The organism is Agrobacterium tumefaciens, assembly GCF_009649785.1.
Lineage (GTDB): Bacteria > Pseudomonadota > Alphaproteobacteria > Rhizobiales > Rhizobiaceae > Agrobacterium > Agrobacterium tumefaciens.
In genome coordinates this window covers 1-19487 of sequence record NZ_WJOK01000031.1, presented here as the reverse complement: position 1 = coordinate 19487, position 19487 = coordinate 1, and the positions used below count along the sequence as shown (strand labels likewise).

Below are 19487 nucleotides of genomic sequence, written 5' to 3'. Positions count from 1 at the left end.
TCCCCTCACACCTTCTTCAACCGTTCCACCGCCATCAGCACCCGCTCGGGCGTTGCCGGCGCATCGAGGCGTGGGCAGACCTTGTAGTCGGCGATGGACGCGACGGCCATGGAGAGTGCTTCGAGAACCGAGATCGCCAGCATGAAAGGCGGTTCGCCCACGGCCTTGGAGCGGCCGATGGTGGGCTCGGCGTTTTCCGACCATTCCGCCAGTTGAACGTTGAAAATCTTCGGCCGGTCGGAGGCAAGCGGGATCTTGTAGGTGGAGGGAGCGTGGGTGCGCAGCCGCCCCTTGCCGTCCCACCATAATTCCTCCGTCGTCAACCAGCCCATGCCCTGTACGAAGGCGCCTTCCACCTGCCCGATATCGATGGCCGGGTTCAGCGACTTGCCGACATCGTGGAGAATATCGGTGCGTTCCATCATGTATTCGCCGGTCAGTGTATCGATCGACACTTCCGAACAGGCCGCGCCATAGGCGAAATAATAAAACGGCGTGCCGCGGCCTGCGGCACGATCCCAATGGATTTTCGGCGTCTTGTAAAAACCGGCGGCGGAAAGCTGGACGCGGGCGAAATAGGCTCGTTTGATGAAATCGTTGAAGGCGACTTCCTCAAGCCCGATGCGCACCCGGTTTGGCAGGAAGACAACCTCTTCTTCCGGCACGTTCCAGTTCTCGGCGGCGAATTTGATGAGCCTTTCACGGATCTGGCGGGCAGCGTCATAGGCCGCCATGCCATTGAGGTCCGTACCGGACGAGGCGGCCGTGGCCGACGTATTGGGCACCTTGCCCGTGGTCGTGGCGGTGATTTTCACCCGGCCAATATCCACCTGGAAGGCATCGGCCACCACCTGCGCCACCTTGGTGTAGAGGCCCTGGCCCATTTCGGTGCCGCCATGGTTCAGGTGGATCGAACCGTCATTATAGATATGCACCAGCGCGCCCGCCTGATTGAAGGCGGTCATGGTGAAGGAGATGCCGAATTTTACCGGGGTGAGCGCAATGCCCTTGCGGATGATCGGGCTGGTCTTGTTGAACTCGACAATTGCCTGCCTGCGCGCGCGGTATTCACTGGATGCTTCCAGTTCCTCAACGATGCGGGCGATGATGTTGTCCTCGACCTCTTGATGATAGGGGGTCGTGGTGCGGCCCGAACCGGTCTCGCCGTAGAAATTGAGCTTGCGGACATCGAGCGGGTCCTTGCCGACGGCATAGGCGATTTCCTCGATGAAACGCTCAGCCCCGAGCATGCCCTGCGGGCCGCCGAAACCGCGAAAGGCGGTGTTGGAGACGGTATGGGTTTTGAGCGGCCGGGAGGTCAGATGCACATGCGGATAGAAATAGCTGGAATCGGCGTGAAACAGCGCGCGGTCGGTTACCGGGCCGGACAGGTCGGAGGAAAAGCCGCAGCGGGCCGCATAGGTGGCGTCGACGGCGTGGATGCGGCCTTCCTCATCGAAGCCTAGCTCGTAATCGACGCGGAAATCGTGGCGTTTGCCGGTGGCGGTCATGTCTTCGTCGCGGTCGGGGCGGATTTTCACGGCCCGGTTCAGCTTCTTGGCGGCAATGGCGCAAAGGGCTGCGAAATGGTTTCCCTGGGTTTCCTTGCCGCCGAAACCGCCGCCCATGCGCCGCACCTGCACCGTGACGGCATTGGACGGCACCTGAAGGATGTGGCTGACAATGTGCTGGATTTCGCTCGGATGCTGGGTGGAGCTCCACAGCGTCACCTCATCGTCCTCGCCCGGTACGGCCATGGCGATGTGGCTTTCGAGATAAAAATGCTCCTGCCCGCCGATCCGCATCGTACCGGTCAGGCGGCGGGGTGCCACGTCCATTTCGAGCTTCGCATCACCACGCTTCAGCGTCATCGGATCGATGACGAGCGCGCCGCCATTTTCAATCGCCGTGTCGATATCGGTGAAATGCGGCAGGTCCTTGTAGACGATTTTCGCCTTGCGGGCGGCCTTGCGAGCAATATCGCGGCTTTCAGCAAAGACCGCGAAGATCGGCTGGCCGTGAAATTCAACCTTCGTTTCGGCCAGTAGCGGCTCGTCATGACGCCCGCCGGAGGAGACGTCGTTTTCGCCGGGCACGTCTTTACCTGTCATCACCCATAACACGCCCGGCGCAGCTTCCACTTCCGAAAGGTCCATCGAGACGATTTCGGCATGGGCCCGGTCGGAAAGGCCAAGCGCGCCGTGAACGAGGCCGGCGGGTTCGGGAATATCGTCGATATATTCGGCGCTGCCCGTCACATGTTTATGGGCAGAATCGTGCCTGAGCGAGGCGTGTACAGGGCCGTCGATTTCGGTCTTGGTCTTATCGAAGCTTGTCGTGTCCATGGTTCAAGCCTCCTCCAGCGAGAAGCGGGCAAGTTCCTGCTTTTCCCCTGATGTCTCGAGGAAAAACCGTGTCAGCAAATTCTTGGCTGTGAGTTGCCGGTATTCGGCGGTCGCGCGCCAGTCGGTTAGCGGGGTGAAATCATCGTCCAGCGCATCGCGTGCCGCATCGATCGTTTCCTGAGACCAGGGCTTGCCGAGAAGTGCCGCCTCCAGATGTGCGGCGCGTTTCGGCGTGCCGGCCATACCGCCAAAGGCGATGCGGATGTCTTCGACCGTGCCATCGGCCTCGAGCGTCAGATTGAAGGCGGCGCAGAGAGCGGAGATATCCTCGTCCCGGCGCTTGGAAATCTTGTAGACGGCGTAGTGACTTCCCGGCGTCTGGAACGGAATGAAAAGCTTTTCGACGAATTCGCCGCTCAGCCGGTCCTGTTTGCCATAATCGATGAAATAGCTTTCCAGCGGAAAGGTGCGGCTGCCGGAAGACGAGCGCAAGGTGAGCGTGGCGCCGAGCGCGATCAGGGCCGGGGGCGTGTCGCCGATGGGCGAACCGTTGGCGATGTTGCCGCCGATGGTTCCCATATTGCGCACCTGTTCGCCGCCAAGACGATCGAACAGCCGGGCAAGCGGCGGGAAATGTTCTGCAATGGTCTTGAAGGCCTGGCTGTAGGTGACACCTGCACCGAGCGTCACGCCGTTCTCATCCACGGCAATACCCTGCAGATCGCCGAGGTTGTTGATGAAGATGACAGGGTTAAGCGCCCGCATCTGCTTTGTCACCCACAGGCCGACATCAGTGGAACCGGCAACGATGGTAGCCTTCGGCTCGGCGGCATAGATATCGGTCAATTCAGCAAGCGTTGCCGGGATGATGGTCCGATCTTCGCCGCGGGTAACCGTAATGGTTTCATTGGCGCGGATCGCCCAGAGCCTTGCCATGATATCGGTGCGGTCGCGTTGCAGCGGGTCGAACAGCGCACTCGGGCGGGCGGCTGCAATCTTTTCGGCAGCCCGTACAATCGGCTCGTAACCCGTGCATCGACAGAGATTGCCTTGCAGTGCCTTTTCAATATCGGCGCGGGACGGGTTTTCGCTGGCAAGCCACAGGCCGTAGAGCGACATGATGAAGCCCGGCGTGCAGAAACCGCATTGGGAACCGTGGAAATCCACCATTGCCTGCTGCACGGGGTGAAGCGTGCCATCGCGGCCGGCCAGATGCTCTACCGTCACGATATGGGTTGCATGCAGCGAGCCCAAAAAGCGGATGCAGGCATTGACGCTTTCATAACGCAGCGAGCCATCAACAAGCCGCCCGACCAGCACCGTGCAGGCGCCGCAGTCACCTTCAGCACAGCCTTCTTTCGTCCCGGTCAGCCGTCTTTGAAGGCGGAGATAATCGAGAAGCGTGTCTGTTGGTCCGAAACCCTTAAGCGAAATGGTTTCGCTGTTGAAGATGAAGCTGATCGCGTCGTTCATGCACTGCCTTGCTTTTTGTCCGGTTGAGCCGGTTCCCAATCTGCTATCTATGCACGCCCGCGCGCGCATATCGATTTCCGTTTTGGCAATTCATTGTTTCCAAAACGGAAAGAGATGTCATCGATTATTGCGCTGTCCAGCCGCCATCGACGGAAATATGCGTGCCGGTAATGTTGCTGGCGGCATCGCTTGCCAGAAACAGCGCCGCTGCCGCCACGTCATCGATGGTGACGAATTGCTTTGTCGCCTGCAATTCCAGCATCACGTCGTTCTTCACCGCCTCTTCGCTGATGCCGCGCACCTTGGCCATTTCCGGTATCTGCTTTTCGACGAGCGGCGTCAGCACATAACCGGGACAGATGGCGTTGACGGTGACGCCCGTCTGCGCAAGCTCGAGCGCCGCCGTCTTCGTCAGGCCCATGATGCCGTGCTTGGCTGCCACATAGGCCGATTTGAACGGCGAGGCGACGAGACCGTGGGCAGAGGCAATGTTGATGATACGGCCTTTGCCGGCCTTCTTCATCAGGGGTATCGCAACGCGCATCGTATGGAAGGAACTGGTCAGATTGATGGCGATGATCCAATCCCACTTTTCCGTCGGAAACTCCTCGATCGGAGCGATATGCTGAATGCCGGCATTGTTGACGAGCACATCGACCGAACCAAGCTTTTCATGCGCGGAATTGATGAGATCGGCAATCTCGTCCGGTTTCGTCATATCTGCCGGGTGGTAGAGCACACGCCCGCCACTTTCGGCTTCCAGCAAGAGGCGGAGTTTTTCAATTTCGTCTTCGTCGCCGAAGCCATTCAGCACGATATTCGCGCCCTCCCTCGCAAATCTCTGTGCGATGCCAAGGCCGATGCCACTTGTGGAGCCTGTCACGATAACTGTCCGATGCATGCTTTCCCCTTTTTGCATTACTTCGCACATATTTAAGCAGGTTATGCCCAAAGGGGGCGGGCTGGCAATCGCGATTTCGGGCGCGATTTCGGGGGAGGCCGGCATGGGGCATAATGCGCCGGCGCCCATCCACTTTTTCGAAGCTAAGCATCCAGATTTTACGCCAGATTTTGCATTTGTCTGGAGGGCCGTCCGTGCCTATCTCTCAGACAATCAAACAGAGGTATCGTCTATGGAACTCGGTCTTTACACTTTTGCGGATGTCAATCCCAACCCCGCCGATGGCCGTGGGCCGGAAGGTGCGCGCCGGCTGCGCGAACTGCTTGAGGAAATCGAGCTTGCCGATCAGGTCGGACTGGATGTGTTTGGGCTGGGTGAACATCACCGCCCGGACTATGTCGCGTCCTCACCCTCCACCGTGCTTGCGGCGGCGGCGGTCAAGACGAAGAATATCCGCCTGACGAGCGCTGTCTCGGTTCTGAGTTCGGATGATCCGGTCCGGGTCTTCCAGCAATTCTCCACCGTCGATCTCCTGTCGAACGGCCGTGCCGAAATCATGGCCGGGCGCGGTTCCTTCATCGAATCTTACCCCCTGTTCGGTTACGACCTCGAAGACTATGACGTGCTGTTTGCGGAAAAGCTCGACCTGCTCTTGGCGCTGCGCGAGAACGAAATCGTCACCTGGTCCGGCACCAAACATCCGGCCATCAATGGGCGCGGGGTCTATCCGCGTCCTCTTCAGGAGCGTCTGCCGGTCTGGATCGCGGTTGGCGGCACGCCGCAATCGGTGGCGCGGGCCGGCGCCATGGGGCTGCCGGTGGCGCTCGCCATCATCGGCGGCGAATATCGCCGCTTCGCGCCGCTGTTCGATCTCTATCACGAAGCTGCACGCCGGGCGGGGCAGGAAAAGACCAGGCTGCGCACCAGCATCAACGTGCACGGCTTCATTGCCGACACCACCGACAAGGCAGCGGACCAGTTTTACGGACCGCAGGCGGAGGTGATGAACCGCATCGGCCGCGAGCGCGGCTGGGGTCCGACAAACCGCGCGCATTTCGATGCGGCGCGTGGGCCGGAGGGCAACCTCTTCCTTGGAGAACCTGAGCTGGTGGCGGAAAAGATCATCAAGGCGCATGGCGTTTTCAAGAACGACCGTTTCCTGTTGCAGATGGCAATCGGCCTGATGCCGCATGACCAGATCATGCGCGGCATCGAGCTTTATGGTACGAAAGTCGCGCCTGTTGTCAGAAAAGAATTGACGGGGAGTGCCGATCCGGTGAAAGCCACGGCCTGATTATTACCAAGGCGGGCGTCTTCAGACCCGCCATTTAGAACGACGGACAAAAACATGGTCATCTCCACCGACGAAGAACTGGTTTTGCTAAAGGATATCGGTCGCATCTGCGCCGTGGCCATGCAGACCATGGCGGATGCGCTGGAACCCGGTATCACCACGGCCGAACTGGATGCGATCGGCCGAAAGGTACTGGAGGATAACGACGCGCAATCGGCGCCGGAGTTCTGCTACCAGTTTCCCGGCGCGACCTGCATCAGCGTCAACGAAGAGGTTGCGCATGGCATTCCCGGCCCGCGCATCATCAAGGCGGGCGATCTCGTCAATATCGATGTCTCGGCGGTGAAGAGCGGTTTCTTCGGCGATACGGGTTCGTCTTTCGCCGTGCCGCCGGTGAAAAAGGAGATCGAGCGGCTGTGCCGCGATGGCAAGCGCGCCATGTGGACGGGCTTGCAGCAGGTGAAAACCGGTCGGCCCTTTGCCGATATCGGCAATGCCATCGGCTCCTTTGCAAAAAAGAACCGCTACACGCTGATCACCAATCTGGCGAGCCACGGCATCGGCCGCTCCCTGCATGAGGAGCCGAAGGAACTGGCGACCTGGCCGGACAAGGGTGAGCGGCGCATCATGCAGGAGGGCATGGTCTTCACCGTTGAACCCTTCCTGTCGACGGGTGCCTATTGGGCCGAAGATGGCGACGACGATCCGTGGACGCTCTATAGCGATCCGAGCGCGCCGACCGTGCAGTATGAACATACCGTGGTTGCTACGAAGAACGGCCCGCTGGTGCTGACGCTGGTTGAGTGAGTGGTGAAGACCGCCACTTTACGAGACACCAAGTTTCGTAGCTGAGTGCGCCAATTACGACGTTTGCCGCATTCGTTGACCTTTCTCCTCCCTCATCCCTGTGCCTGTCACAGGGATCCAGCCAGCCCAAGTCCTTGGGCTGAAAGGACTTCTCTCGCCGCGCGGACGCGCGTCGGTTGGATTCCTGTGACAAGCACAGGAATGAGGGTGGATAAGGATGCGCAGACAACAAGGTCCTTGCATCTCGTACCAACAAAGACGGCTTATGCTGCCGATCAAAATAACTCGCTTGTTCCGTGGCAGTGCGGTTGCGATAAGCCGTACATGAGCATCGACAAGCCACTTTCCCCCAAACATCTGACTGCACTCGGTTTCGCCGGCGCCTTGATGATGGCGTCCGCCATGGGCTTCGGCCGTTTTTCCTTCACCCCCATTCTTCCCGGCATGATGGCTGATGTTCCGCTATCGGCGGGGGATGCGGGTATCGTCGCGGCTGGAAATTTCGCCGGTTATCTCGCGGGGGCGGTTCTCGCCGCCTATTCATGGGGCTCGGGACGGGAACGGCTGGTCGCCCTTTGCGGCTTGTTTTCCACGGGCGCGTTGCTGCTCGCCATGGCCGCATTCAACTCCGTTGCGGCCTTCACCCTGATCCGGTTTTTCGCCGGCATTGCCAGTGCGATGACCATGATCTTCACGTCGCAGATCGTCATCGGCCACGCCATGAAAGCCGGCAAGGACCATATTCAGGCGCTGCATTATGGCGGCGTCGGTGCCGGCATCGCGATTTCCTCGCTTGTGGTCTATCTCATCGGCGTCGTTTTTGATGGCGGCGGTGCCTCCTGGCGGGAGGAGTGGATTGCCGGTGCCGTCTTTTCCTTCGCTACGTTTCTTCTCGTCTGGCGGGTGCTGCCCGCCGGGCCACCCCGGCATGCCTCTGCGCTGTCGGAGCCGCCGCTCAAATGGACGAAGCCGCTTTTTCTGACGACGCTCGCCTATGGGCTGTTCGGCTTCGGTTACGTCATCACCGCCACCTTCATTGTTGCGATTGCCCGCATGGCTGCTGCCGGCGCTTTCGTGGAGTTTCTGGCCTGGTTCGTGACGGGATGTGCCGCCGCCATTTCGCTTTTCCTCTGGAAGCCGGTCTTGAAATCGCAAGGGCTGAAGCGCGCTTTCGTGATCGTGCTTGCCGTGGAAGCCGTCGGCGTCTTCGCTTCCGTCATGCTGCCACCCGTTCCGGGCGTGCTTGCCGGCGGTCTGCTTCTGGGGCTGACCTTCATGGTCATCACCGCCTATGGCCTTCAGCTCGGCCGGGAATTCGCAGGCCCAAGCCCACGCCGCGCCTTTGCCCTGATGACGGCAGCCTTCGGTACTGGACAGATCGTCGGACCACTCGCCGCCGGCTGGATTGCCGAGGTGACGGGAAGTTTTACTGCACCAAGTATTCTCGCCTCTGGCGTGCTTGTCGCCAGCATTCTCTTGATGCTACCGGTTCTCGCCACGGAGCGGCGGCGCTAAATTCGCCCGGGCATATTGCGCCTCCAAGGGGCGATTTCAGGGGTTCCTTGCGGGATCGATCCGCCTTTTGCGCCTTACATCTTGTTAAGGTCGTCGCTTCTTCGTTGCTGTGCACAAATTTCTGCCCTAGGTTCGGGCCATCTAGTGCTTCGCCAATAATGGCTGACTTCAAACGCGCGTGAGTTCTAAACGTGTTTCATTCTTTCTTTCCCAAACCGAAATTGTTCTTCACCTCCGCCATCGTCTGGGCCTTTGTCGCCATTCTTGGATGGTACTTCATCGTTGAAGGGCTAGGCAGGTCTTGGGGCTACGTGATGCCCGAGCAAGAACCTTACGATCTCAGCTATTTTCTGGTTCCCGCCAATCTGTTCTTCTACGCCTATCTGGCATTGTGCCTGGTGTTGTTCGGGGCTGTCTGGACCGTTCTCGCCAAGGATCACCCCTGGAAGTTCTGGTCCATATGGGGATCGCTGCTGATTATCGCGGTGACCTATTTCGGCGTTCAGATTTCCGTCGTCATCAACAATTTCCGGCGGCCTTTCGGCGATCTCCTGCAAAATGCGCTGTCAAAACAGCCGGGTATCGAAGTCTGGGATTTTTACAGTCTTCAGATTGTCTTCGCCAAGATCGCCTTTCTCAGCATGGCTGTGTCGATCCTCACGGATTTCTTCACCAGCCATTATATCTTCCGCTGGCGCACCGCGATGAACGACTTCTACATGTCAAAATGGGAAAAGCTGCGCCACATCGAAGGTGCCTCGCAGCGCGTTCAGGAAGATACGATGCGGTTCTCCTCCACGCTGGAGGGATTGGGTATTACCCTGATCAATTCGGTCATGACGCTTGTTGTGTTTCTGCCGATCCTGTTTGCGCTGTCGTCGTACGTCTCCGAATTGCCGATCCTTGGCGAAGTGCCGCACGCGCTGTTCTGGCTGGCGATTGTCTGGTCCGTGTTCGGCACCGTGCTTCTGGCGACGGTCGGCATCAAGCTGCCCGGCCTGAATTTCCGCAACCAGCGTGTGGAAGCGGCCTATCGCAAGGAACTGGTCTACGGTGAGGATCACGCCGACCGCGCCCAGCCGCCGACTGTCAAGGAGCTTTACTCCAATGTGCGGAAAAACTATTTCCGCATGTATTGGCACTACCTCTACTTCAACGTCGCGCGGTATTTCTACATTCAGGCCGATGCCGTGTTCTTGCTCCTGATGCTTGTTCCCACCATCGTGGCGGGCAAGATCACCTATGGTATCTACCAGCAGATCGCCACGGCCTTCGGTCAGGTCAGTAATTCGTTCCAGTATCTGGTCAATTCCTGGACCACGATCATCGAGCTGCTGTCCATCCACAAACGTCTTGTGGCTTTCGAGGCCGCGATCGATGACAAGCCACTGCCTGAAATCGACGAGCGTTATCTTCAGCGGGAAGCGGAAGCCGGAGAGCTGGCGGCCAACAAGCCCTGACGGAAAACAAAAAGGGCGGCCGACTGGCCGCCCTTTTGCATTGTATCCGGGGACCTTAGCCCTCGGTCTTCTGCTTCCTGCGCGCCTTGATGATCGGCATGGCCTCGGCGTAACTCACGCAGGCGACATCGTCCCTGCGGCAGACTTCGCGCAGCAGCCGCTCGTAGGCGTTCCAATAGGCGCCGCCATTCATCTTCACGAAATGGAAGCCCATCTGCAGAGGGATGCGTTCGCCATTATACTGCTTGTCGAACGCGGTGCGGAACGCCGCATAGGCGCGGTCCTCGAATTCCTGCGCGCGGTCCGGCGTCTCGATGCCGATGGAGTGGCGGATGAAGAGATTGTAGTCCATGGCGATGATCGGGCGATTGCCGGGGCCTTCCGGAACCAGCGGCAGGCCGAAATGTTCGATGCCGCCGCGCTCCACCGGCCATTCCGGTCCCTTGGTGATGCTGGTGGCGTCATAAACGAAGCCGTGTTTCTTCTGAGCCGCGGTCAGCGCCGGCCCCTGCGAAAGATAGGGCGCGCGGAAACCGTCGATGTTTTTCACCATGTCGCGCCAGCCTTCGGGTTCTTCACCCTTCTTGCCAATCATCTGCCAGGCATTTTCCAGCGTGCTGGTGAAGGTGGTGAACTCGCCGTCCCATTGCTCGGCGGTCCATTGGCCGCCATCGAAATGCCCGCAGGTGTGATTGCCGATCTCGTGACCTTCGCGATAGGCCGACCAGATGTTGCGCAGCCGCGTCTCCACCTCTTCCGGCGACTGGCCAAAGCCGACATTGGAGCGCCCGGCCTTCTGGCCGGGGCCTTGATAGGTCTTGGCGCTGGTCTTGCGGTCCATCACCAGTGTGCAGGCAAGGAAATAGGTGAAATGCGCGCCGACCTCCTTCGCCGTCGCACGACTTCTTTCCCACAGCGAATTGTCGCCCGCACCGTCGAAAGAAACGATGACGAGCTGCTTCGGCTTCTCCGCATTTTCGGCAAAAGCGGGAAGGGCAAGGCAGAGCGACAGGGAAAAAGCAGTCAATGGGCGAAACATCAGGCATCCGTCATGTGAAACACCGCTGCCTTTTGCGGGTGGAATAAGGCGAAGCTTTGAATAAACTGGCTTTTTTACGTCTTTCAGCCTAATTCCTTTTCTGCGTCGCGGTAATGAGGCCGCATTCCGTTCCACCGGGGGACCGTGTTCCATGCTTTTTCTCGTACTCTGTCTTGCCTTGTTTTTCCTGACGCATCTTTTGAAGGTGTTTGCGCCGCGATTTCGCGCGCGGATGATCGCGAAGATGGGAGAAGGACCGTTCAAGGGCGTCTATTCTCTCGCAAGCCTCATAACGCTCGGTCTCGTCATCTATGCGTTTGGCGAGGCGCGACAGGAAACCGGCGTTCTGTGGAACCCGCCGGTCTGGACGAGCCATCTCGCCGTGACCCTGATGCTGCCCGCGATGATCTGTCTTATCGCCAGCCTCATCCCGGCTGGCCACATCGCAACCAGAACCAAACATCCGCTCATTCTGGCGGTCAAGATCTGGGCGCTCGCCCATCTTCTGGCGAATGGAGAGACCTCTTCGATTCTTCTCTTTGCATCGTTCCTCGCCTGGGGTGTGGTGATGCGAATTTCGCTGAAGCGCCGGGAAAGAGCGGGTGAAAAAGTGGTCCGTCCCTTCGTCTCGGGCCGTTACGATCTGGTGGCCATCGTCGGCGGCATCGTTCTCTGGGGCGCTTTCATCCTGAAACTGCACGAATGGTTGATCGGCGTTCAGCCCATCGCCATGTAGGAAATCAACGTTTCCCCCTTACATATCAGGCAAAATAGGCTAGAAGGCCGACCATGACCCGTCGGCCGGACTTTTGCTGACCCGGGTAAGCGGCTTGGTATGTCTGCGAACGGATGGATCGGCGACGATCTCCGCGCGGGTAACGGAGAATTTGATGGCAAACGAAAATGATACCTTTATCCGCGAAGTGAACGAGCAGATCCGTTCCGAGCAGCTTTCCCGTTTCTGGGGCCGCTACGGTATCGTGGTCGTTGGCGCAGCCGTTCTCGTGGTTGTGGGCGCCGCCGGTGCTGGCATCTACGAATACTGGAACACCAGCCGCGCTTCCAATTCCGGCGACCAGTTCATTGCGGCGCTGAAGCTTGCTTCCGACAACAAGACGGACGAAGCGCTGAAGGCCTTTGCCGATCTTGAAACCTCCGGTCATGGCAATTATCCGGTGCTGGCGAAGTTCCGTTCTGCGACGCTGCTTTCGCAGAAGGGCGATGCGGCCGGCGCCATCGCTGCCTTCACCGCGATCGGCAACGACACGTCTGCCCCGCAGGTCTTCCGCGATACGGCGAAGGTGCGCGCGGCGTGGCTGCTGGTTGACAACGGTACGTATGATCAGGTCGTTGCACTTGCGGAGCCGTTGAGCGGCGAAGGCCAGACCATGCGTGCATCGGCTCGCGAAGCCCTTGGTCTTGCCGCCTACAAGGCTGGCGATTTCACCAAGGCCAAACAATGGTTCGAGCAGATCGTCAGCGACGCGCAGGCGCCACGCAATGTGACGAACCGCGCGCAGATCATGCTCGACAATATCACTGCTTCGGGCAAAGCTGTCTAACACGGCTTTCCCACCTCCAAGGATGAACGATCAATGAGCTTCACCGTCGCCATAGTCGGGCGCCCCAATGTCGGCAAGTCCACGCTTTTCAACCGTCTGGTCGGAAAGAAGCTGGCGCTTGTCGACGATACGCCGGGCGTGACCCGTGACCGCCGCCCCGGCGACGCGAAGCTTGTCGACCTTCGTTTCACCATCATCGATACTGCCGGTCTGGAGCAATCCGGACCGGAGACGCTTCAGGGCCGCATGTGGGCGCAGACCGAAGCGGCGATCGACGAAGCCGATGTGACGCTTTTTGTCGTTGACGCCAAGGCAGGCCTGACGCCCGCCGATGAAACGCTGGCCGAAATGCTGCGCCGTCGTGGCAAGCCGGTGGTTCTGGTGGCCAACAAGTCCGAGGCGCGCGGTTCCGATGCGGGCTTCTACGATGCCTTTACGCTTGGTCTTGGCGATCCGTGCGCCATCTCTGCCGAACATGGCCAGGGCATGATCGACCTGCGCGACGCCATCGTCGAGGCGATTGGCGAAGACGTTGCCTTCCCGCCTGAAGTGGATGAGGCGGAGACCGATATCGTTCTTCCGCGCACTGAGCCCGGCAGCGAGGAAGAGGAAGAAGAAGAGCCTGTTTATGACGAGACCAAGCCGCTGCGCGTCGCCATCATCGGCCGACCGAATGCGGGCAAGTCCACCCTCATCAACCGTTTCCTTGGTGAAGACCGCCTGCTAACCGGCCCGGAAGCGGGCATTACCCGCGACAGTATTTCCGTCGAGTGGGATTGGCGCGGCCGCACCATCAAGATGTTCGACACGGCCGGCATGCGCCGCAAGGCCAGGGTAACGGAAAAGCTGGAGAAGCTCTCGGTCGCGGATTCCCTGCGCTCCATTCGTTTCGCCGAAACGGTGGTGATCGTGTTTGACAGCACCATTCCGTTCGAAAAGCAGGACCTGCAGCTGGTCGATCTCGTTATCCGCGAAGGCCGCGCCGCCGTGCTTGCCTTCAACAAATGGGATCTGGTTGAAGATCCGCAGGCGTTTCTGGCCGATCTGCGTGAAAAGACCGAGCGGCTTCTGCCGCAGGCCCGCGGCATTCGCGCCGTGCCGATGTCCGGCCAGACGGGCTATGGCCTTGACCGGTTGATGCAGAACATCATCGATACCGACAAGATCTGGAACCGCCGCATCTCGACCGCCAAGCTCAACCGCTGGCTCGATGCGCAGACCACGCAGCATCCGCCGCCGGCCGTTTCCGGCCGCCGCCTCAAGCTGAAATACATGACGCAGGTAAAGGCGCGACCGCCGGCCTTCATGATTTCCTGCACCCGACCGGAAGCCATTCCGGAGAGCTATACGCGGTATCTGGTGAACGGTCTGCGCAAGGATTTCGACATGCCGGGCGTGCCGATCCGCGTGCATTATCGTGGCTCCGATAATCCGTTCGAGAGCAAGGCGAAGAAGAGGCGGTAATCGGCTGCTGAAAACCTCCCTCCGTTATTCTCGCGCTAGTCCCGAGAATCTGCAAACTTTCGATTTTGCGACTCGGGAGGTAGATCCTCGGGACAAGCCCGAGGATGACGTTGCGTGGGGCAGAGGTCTCACCAATATCGAGATCGACGGTGAACCGGTCTCTCCCGTTGCCTTCCGATAATCATAAAACTGGCGAGTAAAAAACCATGTTGATCAAGCAGACCGACTATCACCGGATTTACCGCGTCATCAACAGCCTGCTCGTCAACGACAATGCCGACCCGGCTACGGCCTGCATGTATTTCAGCACCTTCGGCGCCTTCATCCTTCAGCAGCATTACAAGGTGAAAGCTGTGCCGAAGGGCGGGCTTGCCGCTTATAATCTGGGCGGGACGGTCATGCTTTTTGCGGACCATCGTGACGATGGTTACGTAACGGGCGCTGGCGATAATTTCCATTGCTGGGTCGAAGCGGACGGATGGGCTATCGATTTCATGGCGCCCGCTTTTTCGCAGAGCGCACGCGAACTTTCCGTGCCCCCGAAGATGTTTCAGCGTCCGCTATCGGCCATGGCGGCTTCTATCAACGATCTCGATCATTCCGGCAATTTCTTCTACCGCTCCGAGCCGGAAGCCACCGCGCGGCGTTTTGCCGACTGGCATAAGCAGGCGATGATTGGCGATCTGGCGAGCGTCGCCGCAAACTGGTTCCGCAAGTCGCCGAAACAGATGTCCCCGTCGCTTTCGGTCACGGAGCGGAACGGCAAGGCGCGGACGGTGCCGCTTTCCGGCCAGGCGCTCGTCGGCGCGTGGTGATCTGAGACGGGATAAGTCTTTGTGAAATTAGGACGGCCAGCGTGATCTCGCGGCAGCCGCCTGACGTCAATCAGCAGCCCGACCCCGTTCTAAAGATAACGGCGGTCGCGTCCAGATCGTCTTGTGACACTCCTGCTTTGTTTCGTCCACCGTTCCCCGATAAAATGTCGGGGATCAATGTGTCTCCACGTCAGGCAAGTCGTGAGCGGGACAAAAGCGGCAGGGATTTTCCGGCGGCGTGAATGACGTTGTCGAGGAATTGCCGCGATGCCTTTTCCCAGCTGTAGCTTTTGGAAAGCGCCAGAGCCTCCTGCGATGAACAATGGAGCGCTGCAAGACACGCGTCGCGAAGATTGTCATTCAGCGCGCCTGCCCCGGGATTGCCGCCGAGAATGTCGATCGGCCCGGTAACGGGGAAGGCGGCCACCGGCACACCGCTCGCCAGCGCTTCCAGAATGGTGTTGCCGAATGTGTCGGTCTTGGACGGGAAAACGAAGACATCGGCCTGCGCATAGGCAGCCGCGAGTTCTTCCCCGGTCTTGATGCCGGTAAACAGCACGTCCGGATATTTTTCCTGTAATTCATGGCGGGCCGGGCCATCGCCGATCACGACCTTCGATCCGGGCAGCTCGAGGTCGAGGAATTCAGGCAGGTTCTTTTCCACCGCCACACGACCGACCGTCATGAAGATCGGTCTTGGCAGATCGAAAGGCAGCGACGTTTTTGGACGTGGATGGAACAGTTCGGCATCGATGCCGCGGCTCCAGCGCTTCAAGTTGCGAACCCCGCGGGCCTCAAGCTCGGTCTCGAGGCTTGGCGTCGCCACCATGCAGGTGTTGCCGCCATTGTGAAACCAGCGCACGAAAGCGTAAAGCCAGCTTTCCGGGATGGGGAAGCGCGCCGCGACATATTCGGGAAAGCGGGTGTGATAGCTGGTGGAAAAACGCATCCTGTTCTTCACGCACCAGCGCCGCGCCATGAAACCCAGCGGACCCTCGGTGGCGATGTGGACGAAGGAGGGCTGGCTTTTTTCAATCTCCGCCGCGACACGGCGATAGCCGGCGACTGACAGGCGGATTTCCGGATAGGTCGGGCAGGGGATGCTGTAGAAACTCTGCGGTGTCACCATGTGCACATCCACGCCCAGCCGCGCGAGTTCCGTATTGGTATTTTCGATGGAACGGACCACGCCGTTGACCTGCGGGTGCCAGGCATCTGTGACAATCGTGATTCTCGTCATGAAACACCGATCCTGCTCGACTGCGCACGGGCGATTCCCCACCACCCGGCTTCCGCCCGTATATGCGGCGTGCGTGTTACAGGATCATGTCAGGGCGGATGAGGGTAGAGAAGTGTCCTTTGCACATACAAGCTTGCTCTTGTCCGTAATGCGCTCTCTTGGTCATCCCTGTGACAAGCACAGGTATCAGGAAGCCGGTTCCGTCTGGCATCATCCGACCAGCGGAAGAAGCTCGGGGCTGATCAGCGCGCCGTGATGGCCGATGACGGTTGCCGCTGCCCGTGCGGCAAAGACGGCGGCGTCATGCGGCGAACTGCCGGTTACATATCGGGCGAGAAACGCGCCGTTGAAACTGTCGCCTGCACTTGTCGTATCCACCACATCCACGGCTTCTACCGCCGGAGCGTGGCTGCGTGCGCCGCTGAAATCGAGTGTCGCACCCTTTGCGCCATCCTTGACGACGATGTTGGCGACGCCGAGCGCACGGTAACGCTCGATTGTGGCCTCGACGGATGTGTCACCAAAATGGCTGGCTTCGTCATCGAAACTCGGCATTACCAGCGTTGCGGCGCGTGCGCCGTTGGTAATCGTCTCCAGCATCGTGTCCTTGTCGGACCAGAGGCGCGGGCGGATGTTCGGGTCGAAGACCACGGGCTTGCCCGCTGCCTTGGCGCGGCGCAGTTCCGCAAGGAAAGTATCTACATCGTGGGGCGAAGCGAGAATGGCGAGCGTGATGCCAGAAAAATAGATGACGTCGGCGCTTTCCACCGTCTTGCGCAGGTGGTCCGCATCTGCTGCGAGTTGCCTTGCTGCGGCGGCGTTGCGCCAATAGCTGAAGGTGCGCTCACCATCCTTGAGGTTGATGAGGTAAAGGCCGGGTGTGCCGCCCTTGATGCGGCGGATTTTTTCCGTGCCGATACCGGCATCTGCAATGAAGGCCAGCATGTCCTGCGAAAGAGGATCGTCGCCGAGTGCCGTGAAATAATCGACGGACCAGTCTTCTGGCAGACAGGCACGTGCATACCATGCCGTATTGAAGGTATCACCGGCAAAACCCTTGCGCAGCAGCCCGTTTCCGGCCTGCGACAGTTCCACCATACATTCGCCAATCGACAGAAACCGTCCGCCCACGCCGTCATCCTCCACTTACTTTACCTTCGGGATTACGACGACAGGAGGTGCCTGACAAGCCCGCTTCGAGGTGATTTTGGGCATTTGCGAAGTTCCGGTTTACGCAGGGACAGCTGCTTTATATTCTCGGACCAACCCTCATCAGGAGATCGCTCATGCCGACAACCCATGCCCCGGTCCACAAATCCCAAGCGCAATCGGACTGGTGGAAGGGGGCGGTGATCTATCAGGTATATCCGCGATCCTTTCAGGATACGACCGGGGACGGTTACGGCGATCTTGCCGGGGTGACGAAGCGGCTGTCCTACATCGCCTCGCTCGGCGTCGATGCCATCTGGCTCTCGCCTTTCTTCACCTCCCCCATGGCCGATATGGGCTATGACGTTTCCGATTATTGCAATGTCGATCCGATGTTCGGCACGCTTGCCGATTTCGATGCATTGATGGCCGAGGCGCACCGGCTGGGGCTGAAAGTCATCATCGACCAGGTGATTTCGCATACATCCGATAAGCATCCCTGGTTCGTGGACAGCCGTGCAAGCCGCATCAACAGCAAGGCGGACTGGTATGTCTGGGCCAATCCCAAACCGGATGGCACGGCGCCCACCAACTGGCTTTCCGTGTTCGGCGGGCCGGCATGGGAATGGGATGGCGTGCGCAAGCAATATTACATGCACAGCTTTCTCGCCTCGCAGCCGGATCTCAATTTTCACAATCCGGATGTTCTGGATGCGCTTCTGGAAACCGTACGGTTCTGGCTCGATCGCGGCGTGGACGGTTTTCGTCTCGATACCGTCAATCACTATTTCCACGACAAGCTGTTGCGCGACAACCCGCCGCTTTTGGACGACGAAAGCTTTGGCCTCGATGCGTCCGACGTCAATCCTTACGGCATGCAGGATCATCTCTACGACAAGACGCGGCCAGAAAACGTGGCCTTCCTCCAGCGCTTCCGCGCGCTTCTCGATGAATATGAGGGCCGCGCCACCGTGGGCGAGGTGGGGGACGGCGCACGCTCGCTGAAGACGGTCGCGGCCTACACATCCGGCAATGACAAACTCAACATGTGCTATACCTTCGATCTGCTTGGCCCGGATTTCAGCGCAAAACACCTGCGGGGCTCGGTCGAGACCTTTGGCAAGGTGGTGACGGATGGCTGGGTTTGCTGGGCCTTTTCCAACCACGATGTGGTGCGCCATCTGAGCCGGTTTTCCGAAGGCTCCGAGGAGCAGACGCAGGTTGCGAAGCTCGCCATCTGCGTTCTCGCCAGCCTGCGCGGCTCGATATGTCTGTATCAGGGTGAGGAGCTGGGCCTGACCGAGGCCGAACTGGCCTTCGAGGATTTGCGTGACCCCTACGGCATTCGCTTCTGGCCCGCCTTCAAGGGGCGTGACGGGTGCCGCACGCCGATGGTGTGGGAAACCGGCAAGCCGAATGCGGGTTTTTCAAGCGCGGAAAAGCCGTGGCTGCCGGTGCCCTATGCCCACGCCATGCAGGCGGCGGATGCGCAGGAGCGCAAGCCGGACTCGGTTCTTAACCACTACCGCGCGGTCTTGTCCTTCCGCAAAACCCATGGAGCATTGCGCGACGGCGATATGGACTTCATCAAGACCAATCTCGATGTGCTGGCCTTCACGCGCCACAAGGGTGACGAAAAACTACTTTTCGTTTTCAACCTGACCCGTGAGGCGGTGGAATTTCCTGTCCCGAAGGGTATGGAGGTCACGGATATCCTGCCGATGCCAAGTTTTGAGCCGCTGTTCGACGCCGGGATCGTGAAGCTTGAGGGGTTGGACGTGTTTTGCGGGGTCGTCGCTTGAGCCTGCAATTTTCCATCAGGCACGCCGCAGCATCTCTGGATGACTGGTCCCTTTTGCGCCACCGTTTATGGCCCGATGCCTCTGTTGCCGAACACAGGGCGGAATTGCAGAACCTTTCCGACAACGACGCCGGTTTCATTGCCTATGATCTGGTCGGAATGGCCATCGGTTTTGCCGACGTCAGCCTCCGGCGTGATTATGTCAACGGATGCGATACCTCGCCTATTGCGTTTCTGGAAGGCGTTTATGTGGAAGAAGAATTCCGCGGTCAGGGCGTTGCTGCGGCATTGATCGCCGAGGTCACCCGCTGGGCGATCAGCCGGGGCGTGAGCGAGCTTGCCTCCGATGCCGATATTGCCAATGTCGATTCACACCGCATGCACGCGGCGCTGGGGTTTGAGGAGACCGAACGGGTGGTTTATTTCCGCAAGCTGCTGCCATCGCATTCATGACTTGCCGATGCTGTAAGTCAGCCGATTTAGCAATCCGTCCGTTTCGCCTTGTCTGAGCCGGTGTTTTTTATGCGGACGTCGCTCGGCTCTTTTATGATCATTCCGGGAGCTTGCGCCACGCTGGACTTGGTGACGCGATGCAAATTGCCCATAGGCGATAGTACATATT

At 59.3% G+C, this 19487-nt stretch carries 16 protein-coding genes; 10 read left to right on the top strand and 6 right to left on the bottom strand.

Annotation, left to right across the window (positions count from 1 at the left end; genetic code table 11):
- Positions 1 to 5 precede the first annotated feature (5 nt).
- The 3 genes from xdhB to GH784_RS24030 all read right to left on the bottom strand — a co-directional run bounded on the left by xdhB (position 6) and on the right by GH784_RS24030 (position 4719).
- Positions 6 to 2345: a xanthine dehydrogenase molybdopterin binding subunit gene (gene xdhB, locus GH784_RS24040; protein ID WP_065702283.1), complete on the bottom strand. Its 2340-nt coding sequence runs from the start codon at positions 2343 to 2345 to the stop codon at positions 6 to 8.
- 3 nt (positions 2346 to 2348) lie between these two features.
- The gene (gene xdhA, locus GH784_RS24035) at positions 2349 to 3818 is read right to left on the bottom strand and encodes a xanthine dehydrogenase small subunit (RefSeq protein ID WP_065702284.1); all 1470 of its coding nucleotides are present in this window, start codon (positions 3816 to 3818) and stop codon (positions 2349 to 2351) included.
- Between the two features lie 124 nt (positions 3819 to 3942).
- Positions 3943 to 4719: a 3-hydroxybutyrate dehydrogenase gene (locus GH784_RS24030; RefSeq protein WP_025594214.1), complete on the bottom strand. Its 777-nt coding sequence runs from the start codon at positions 4717 to 4719 to the stop codon at positions 3943 to 3945.
- Positions 4720 to 4951: 232 nt separating this feature from the next.
- Between GH784_RS24030 and GH784_RS24025 the strand changes: the two genes are divergently transcribed.
- The 4 genes from GH784_RS24025 to sbmA all read left to right on the top strand — a co-directional run bounded on the left by GH784_RS24025 (position 4952) and on the right by sbmA (position 9795).
- Complete coding sequence (locus GH784_RS24025; RefSeq protein ID WP_003513642.1) at positions 4952 to 6013, top strand: LLM class flavin-dependent oxidoreductase; 1062 nt, start codon at positions 4952 to 4954, stop codon at positions 6011 to 6013.
- A gap of 54 nt (positions 6014 to 6067) precedes the next feature.
- Positions 6068 to 6820, top strand: a complete 753-nt coding sequence (gene map, locus GH784_RS24020) for a type I methionyl aminopeptidase (protein ID WP_003513640.1) — start codon at positions 6068 to 6070, stop codon at positions 6818 to 6820.
- Between the two features lie 324 nt (positions 6821 to 7144).
- A complete protein-coding gene (locus tag GH784_RS24015) occupies positions 7145 to 8335 on the top strand; it encodes an MFS transporter (protein ID WP_065702285.1) in 1191 nt (396 codons plus the stop codon).
- Positions 8336 to 8526: 191 nt separating this feature from the next.
- Positions 8527 to 9795: a peptide antibiotic transporter SbmA gene (sbmA, locus tag GH784_RS24010; protein WP_003513636.1), complete on the top strand. Its 1269-nt coding sequence runs from the start codon at positions 8527 to 8529 to the stop codon at positions 9793 to 9795.
- A gap of 55 nt (positions 9796 to 9850) precedes the next feature.
- Here the strand turns inward: sbmA and GH784_RS24005 are convergent, their stop codons facing one another.
- Positions 9851 to 10834 carry a polysaccharide deacetylase family protein gene (locus GH784_RS24005; RefSeq protein ID WP_153793914.1) on the bottom strand — a complete coding sequence of 328 codons (984 nt, stop codon included), beginning with the start codon at positions 10832 to 10834 and terminating at the stop codon, positions 9851 to 9853.
- 151 nt (positions 10835 to 10985) lie between these two features.
- Between GH784_RS24005 and GH784_RS24000 the strand changes: the two genes are divergently transcribed.
- From GH784_RS24000 to GH784_RS23985, 4 genes are all read left to right on the top strand, one after another.
- The gene (locus GH784_RS24000) at positions 10986 to 11570 is read left to right on the top strand and encodes an NnrU family protein (protein WP_065702287.1); all 585 of its coding nucleotides are present in this window, start codon (positions 10986 to 10988) and stop codon (positions 11568 to 11570) included.
- 154 nt (positions 11571 to 11724) lie between these two features.
- The gene (locus GH784_RS23995; RefSeq protein ID WP_013636645.1) at positions 11725 to 12396 is read left to right on the top strand and encodes a tetratricopeptide repeat protein; all 672 of its coding nucleotides are present in this window, start codon (positions 11725 to 11727) and stop codon (positions 12394 to 12396) included.
- Between the two features lie 33 nt (positions 12397 to 12429).
- Positions 12430 to 13860 carry a ribosome biogenesis GTPase Der gene (der, locus tag GH784_RS23990; RefSeq protein ID WP_003513631.1) on the top strand — a complete coding sequence of 477 codons (1431 nt, stop codon included), beginning with the start codon at positions 12430 to 12432 and terminating at the stop codon, positions 13858 to 13860.
- Between the two features lie 206 nt (positions 13861 to 14066).
- Complete coding sequence (locus GH784_RS23985) at positions 14067 to 14675, top strand: DUF2026 family protein (RefSeq protein ID WP_065702288.1); 609 nt, start codon at positions 14067 to 14069, stop codon at positions 14673 to 14675.
- Positions 14676 to 14865: 190 nt separating this feature from the next.
- On the opposite strand, the gene GH784_RS23980 is transcribed toward GH784_RS23985, so the two are convergent.
- Both GH784_RS23980 and GH784_RS23975 read right to left on the bottom strand, forming a co-directional pair.
- A complete protein-coding gene (locus GH784_RS23980; protein ID WP_013636642.1) occupies positions 14866 to 15915 on the bottom strand; it encodes a bifunctional monoglucosyl/glucuronosyl diacylglycerol synthase in 1050 nt (349 codons plus the stop codon).
- Positions 15916 to 16125: 210 nt separating this feature from the next.
- Positions 16126 to 17046: a sugar kinase gene (locus GH784_RS23975; RefSeq protein ID WP_003513625.1), complete on the bottom strand. Its 921-nt coding sequence runs from the start codon at positions 17044 to 17046 to the stop codon at positions 16126 to 16128.
- Positions 17047 to 17201: 155 nt separating this feature from the next.
- Here GH784_RS23975 and bglA point away from each other — a divergent pair, with 155 nt between their 5' ends.
- Positions 17202 to 18866: a beta-galactosidase BglA gene (bglA, locus tag GH784_RS23970; RefSeq protein ID WP_065687128.1), complete on the top strand. Its 1665-nt coding sequence runs from the start codon at positions 17202 to 17204 to the stop codon at positions 18864 to 18866.
- Entirely contained in the window at positions 18863 to 19318 is a 456-nt protein-coding gene (gene aac(6'), locus GH784_RS23965) for an aminoglycoside 6'-N-acetyltransferase (RefSeq protein WP_065702289.1), read from the top strand. The genes bglA and aac(6') overlap by 4 nt, the downstream gene beginning before the upstream one ends.
- The last annotated feature ends 169 nt before the right edge of the window (positions 19319 to 19487 follow it).

Excerpts from the sequence above, each read along its gene's own strand:
- xdhB (WP_065702283.1), bottom strand. The coding sequence starts at position 2,345 with ATGGACACGACAAGCTTCGATAAGACCAAGACCGAAATCGACGGCCCT.
- xdhA (WP_065702284.1), bottom strand. The coding sequence starts at position 3,818 with ATGAACGACGCGATCAGCTTCATCTTCAACAGCGAAACCATTTCGCTT.
- GH784_RS24030 (WP_025594214.1), bottom strand. The coding sequence starts at position 4,719 with ATGCATCGGACAGTTATCGTGACAGGCTCCACAAGTGGCATCGGCCTT.
- GH784_RS24025 (WP_003513642.1), top strand. The coding sequence starts at position 4,952 with ATGGAACTCGGTCTTTACACTTTTGCGGATGTCAATCCCAACCCCGCC.
- map (WP_003513640.1), top strand. The coding sequence starts at position 6,068 with ATGGTCATCTCCACCGACGAAGAACTGGTTTTGCTAAAGGATATCGGT.
- GH784_RS24015 (WP_065702285.1), top strand. The coding sequence starts at position 7,145 with ATGAGCATCGACAAGCCACTTTCCCCCAAACATCTGACTGCACTCGGT.
- GH784_RS24005 (WP_153793914.1), bottom strand. The coding sequence starts at position 10,834 with ATGTTTCGCCCATTGACTGCTTTTTCCCTGTCGCTCTGCCTTGCCCTT.
- GH784_RS24000 (WP_065702287.1), top strand. The coding sequence starts at position 10,986 with ATGCTTTTTCTCGTACTCTGTCTTGCCTTGTTTTTCCTGACGCATCTT.
- GH784_RS23995 (WP_013636645.1), top strand. The coding sequence starts at position 11,725 with ATGGCAAACGAAAATGATACCTTTATCCGCGAAGTGAACGAGCAGATC.
- der (WP_003513631.1), top strand. The coding sequence starts at position 12,430 with ATGAGCTTCACCGTCGCCATAGTCGGGCGCCCCAATGTCGGCAAGTCC.
- GH784_RS23985 (WP_065702288.1), top strand. The coding sequence starts at position 14,067 with ATGTTGATCAAGCAGACCGACTATCACCGGATTTACCGCGTCATCAAC.
- GH784_RS23980 (WP_013636642.1), bottom strand. The coding sequence starts at position 15,915 with ATGACGAGAATCACGATTGTCACAGATGCCTGGCACCCGCAGGTCAAC.
- bglA (WP_065687128.1), top strand. The coding sequence starts at position 17,202 with ATGCCGACAACCCATGCCCCGGTCCACAAATCCCAAGCGCAATCGGAC.